This is a genomic window from Saccharopolyspora sp. 7B, from assembly GCF_020177435.1.
Lineage (GTDB): Bacteria > Actinomycetota > Actinomycetes > Mycobacteriales > Pseudonocardiaceae > Saccharopolyspora_C > Saccharopolyspora_C gregorii.
The window spans coordinates 1-3,901 of record NZ_JAIUKC010000073.1; the positions used below are offsets into that span (position 1 = coordinate 1).

Annotated in this window: 1 protein-coding gene; it reads right to left on the minus strand. The window is 69.9% G+C overall.

The features are described 5' to 3' along the window. Positions 1 to 123 precede the first annotated feature (123 nt). Complete coding sequence (metH, locus tag LCD33_RS13270) at positions 124 to 3,717, minus strand: methionine synthase (protein WP_224958134.1); 3,594 nt, start codon at positions 3,715 to 3,717, stop codon at positions 124 to 126. Positions 3,718 to 3,901: the final 184 nt, after the last annotated feature.

Below are 3,901 nucleotides of genomic sequence, written 5' to 3' on the forward strand. Positions count from 1 at the left end.
TTTTTTCTTTCTAGTCGCCCGTGGCGGGTTTTCCCCCCGGGGGGGGGGTTTCCCGGGGGGGGGGGGCCCGCCCCCCGGGGGGGGCCCGGGGGGGGCGGGGGGGGGGGGGGCCCCCCCGCGGCCTCATGTGTTGAAGTACTTCGCCTCGGGGTGGTGGGCGATGATCGCGTCGGTGGACTGCTCCGGGTGCAGCTGGTACTCCTCGGACAGCTCCACGCCGATGCGTTCGCTCTCCAGCAGTTCGACGATCTTCGCCCGGTCCTCGATCTCGGGGCAGGCGCCGTAGCCGAACGAGTAGCGAGCGCCGCGGTAACCGAGCTTGAAGAACTCGGTCACATCCGACGGGTCCTCTTCGGACACCGCGCGGCCGCTGGACCACAGCAGTTCCCGCCGGACCCGGCGGTGCCAGTACTCGGCGAGCGCCTCGGTCAGCTGCACGCCCATCCCGTGGATCTCCAGGTAGTCCCGGTAGGAGTTCTTCGCGAACAGCTCGTTGGCGTAGTCGGCGATGGGCTGGCCCATCGTGACCAGCTGCATCGGCAGCACGTCGACCTGCCCGGTCTCCAGCGCCTTCTCCCTGGTGCGGAAGAAGTCGGCGAGGCTGAGCCTGCGGTCGCGCTGCTGGCGCGGGAACGTGAACCGGGTGCGTTCGGGAGCGTCCGGCTCCTCCTTGTCCAGCACGATCACCGAGTTCCCCTCGGTGACGACCGGGAAGTACCCGTAGACGACCGCGGCGTGCTGCAGGATGCCCGCGGTGGCCAGCTCGTCCATCCAGTAGCGCAGCCGCGGCCTGCCCTCGGATTCGACGAGTTCCTCGTACGACGGCCCTTCGCCCTTGCGGGCGCCGCGCAGCCCCCACTGGCCGAAGAACGTGGCGCGCTCGTCGAGCAGCGCCAGGTAGTCGGCGGTGGGCACGCCCTTGACGACGCGCGATCCCCAGAACGGCGGGGTCGGCACCGGAGCGTCACCGTCCACATCGGACCGGACGGTGTCGTCGTAGAGGTCGGGCAGCGGGCCCTGCTCGGCCTTGCGCTTCTCGGCGATGCGCTTGGAGCGCTCGTGGCGCTCCTTGCGCTCGGCCTTCTTCGCCTCCTCGGCCTCGCTGATCTCCGGGGAGTCGCCGCGCTTGATGGCCATCAGCCGGTCCATCAGGTTGAGGCCCTCGAAGGCGTCCTTCGCGTAGCGGACATCGCCCTGGTAGACCTCGTCGAGGTCGTTCTCCACGAACGAGCGGGTCAGCGCCGCGCCGCCCAGCATCACCGGGTACTTCTCGGCGATGCCGCGCTCGTTCATCTCCTTCAGGTTGTCCTTCATGATCACAGTGGACTTCACCAGCAGGCCGGACATGCCGATCACGTCGACCTTGTTCTCGTCCGCCGCGTCCAGGATCGCGTTCACCGGCTGCTTGATGCCGATGTTGACCACGTCGTAGCCGTTGTTGGACACGATGATGTCGACGAGGTTCTTGCCGATGTCGTGCACGTCGCCCTTGACCGTGGCCAGCAGCAGCTTGCCCTTGCCGCCGGAGTCGTCCTTCTCCATGTGCGGTTCGAGGTAGGCCACCGCGGTCTTCATCGTCTCCGCGGACTGCAGCACGAACGGCAGCTGCATCTGCCCGGAGCCGAACAGGTCGCCGACGACCTTCATCCCCGCTAGCAGGTTCTCGTTGACGATCTGCAGCGGCGCCTTCTCCTGCATGGCGGCGTCGAGGTCCGCCTCCAGGCCATTGCGCTCGCCGTCGACGATGCGCTTCTCCAGCCGCTCGAACAGCGGCAGCTTCGCCAGCTCCTCCGCGCGGGAGGCGCCTGCCGAGGACGCGGTCTTGCCCTCGAACAGCTGCATCAGCTTCTGCAGCGGGTCGTAGTCCTCGGTGCGGCGGTCGTAGACCAGGTCCAGGGCGACCTGGCGCTGCTCCTCGTCGATCTTGCTCATCGGCAGGATCTTGGAGGCGTTCAGGATCGCCGAGTCCAGGCCGGCCTCGCGGCACTCGTTGAGGAACACCGAGTTCAGCACCTGCCGCGCGGCCGGGTTCAGGCCGAACGACACGTTGGACAGGCCCAGCGTGGTCTGCACCCGCGGGTGGCGGCGCTTGAGCTCCCGGATGGCCTCGATGGTCTCGATGCCGTCCCGGCGCACCTCCTCCTGACCGGTGGTGATCGGGAAGACCAGGCAGTCGATGATGATCGCCGACTCGTCCAGGCCCCAGGTGCCGGTGATCTCGGCGATGAGCCGCTCGGCGATCCGCAGCTTCCACTCGGCGGTGCGGGCCTGGCCCTCCTCGTCGATGCACAGCGCGACGACGGTGGCGCCGTGCTCGCGCACCATCGCCATCACCTTCTGGAACCGCGAGTCCGGCCCGTCGCCGTCCTCGTAGTTCACCGAGTTCACCGCGCAGCGCCCGCCGAGGTGCTCCAACCCCGCCTGGATCACGTCGGCCTCGGTGGAGTCCACCATGATCGGCAGCGTGGAGGCGGTCGCGAGCCTGCTGGCGAGCTCCCGCATGTCCTCGGCGCCGTCGCGGCCCACGTAGTCCACGCACAGGTCGAGCATGTGCGCGCCCTCGCGGGTCTGGGCCTTCGCGATCTCCACGCAGTCCTCGTAGCGGCCGTCGAGCATCGCTTCGCGGAACTTCTTGGAGCCGTTGGTGTTGGTGCGCTCGCCGACGTTGAGGATGCTGGCGTCCTGCTCGAACGGCACCGACTGGTACACCGAGGACACCGCGGGGATCACCTCGGGGGTGCGCGCCTGCGGGGCCAGTTCGGCGACGGCCTCGGAGACGGCGCGCACGTGCTCGCCGGTGGTGCCGCAGCAGCCGCCGACCAGCCGCGCGCCGAAGTCGGTGACGAAGCCGGCCAGCGCCGTCGCCAGCTCGTCGGGTTGCAGCGGGTACACCGCGCCGTTCGGGCCGAGCTCGGGCAGGCCCGCGTTCGGCATCACCGAGATCGGGATCTGCGCGTGCTGGGCCAGCACCCGCAGGTGCTCGCTCATCTCGGCGGGGCCGGTGGCGCAGTTCATGCCGATCAGGTCGATGCCCAGCGGCTCCAGCGCGGTGAGCGCGGCGCCGATCTCGGAGCCGACCAGCATGGTGCCGGTCTGCTCCACCGTCACCTGCGCGATGATCGGCAGCCAGCGGCCGGTCTGCTCCATCGCCCGCTTGGCGGCCACGATCGCCGCCTTGGTCTGCAGCAGGTCCTGGGAGGTCTCCACCAGGACCACGTCGATGCCGCCGTCGATCATGCCGAGCACGTTCTCGACGTACGCGTCGCGCAGGTCCGCGTACGGCGCGTGACCGAGGGTGGGCAGCTTGGTGCCCGGCCCCATCGAACCGAGCACGAAGCGCGGCTTGTCGGCCGTGGCGTACTCGTCGGCGGCCTCCCGGGCCAGCCGGGCGCCCTTCTCCGCGAGGTCGCGGATGCGCTCCGGGATGCCGTACTCGCCGAGGTTGGCGAGGTTCGTGCCGAACGTGTTCGACTCGATCGCGTCCGAACCGGCTTCCAAGAAGCTCCGGTACACCCCGGAGACCACGTCCGGCCGGGTCTCGTTCAGGATCTCGTTGCAGCCCTCGAGGTTCGCGAAGTCGTCCAACGACAGGTCGTAGGCCTGCAACGCGGTACCCATGCCGCCGTCCGCGACGAGCACGCGCTCCTGGAGCGCGGTCAAGAATCCGCTCGGGTCGCGCCCCGAGCCGTCGCCGCCGTTCGTGTTGACCCCATTCATCTCGCTGCCTCTTCCCACGCTACCTGCGCCACGCCCGAACCCAGTGTGCTCGCCGGGGGGGGGCCCGGGGCCCCCCCCCCCCCCCCCCCCCCGGGGGCGCAAACCCCCGTGGGAACCCAAAACGCGGCGGGGGGGTGGCCCGAAGCCCCCCCCCAGCGCCCGCGGGAACCCACGCGCGGCGCGG

Bases quoted from the DNA above. Each gene is read 5' to 3' on its own strand.
- metH (WP_224958134.1), bottom strand. From the start codon at position 3,717: ATGAATGGGGTCAACACGAACGGCGGCGACGGCTCGGGGCGCGACCCG.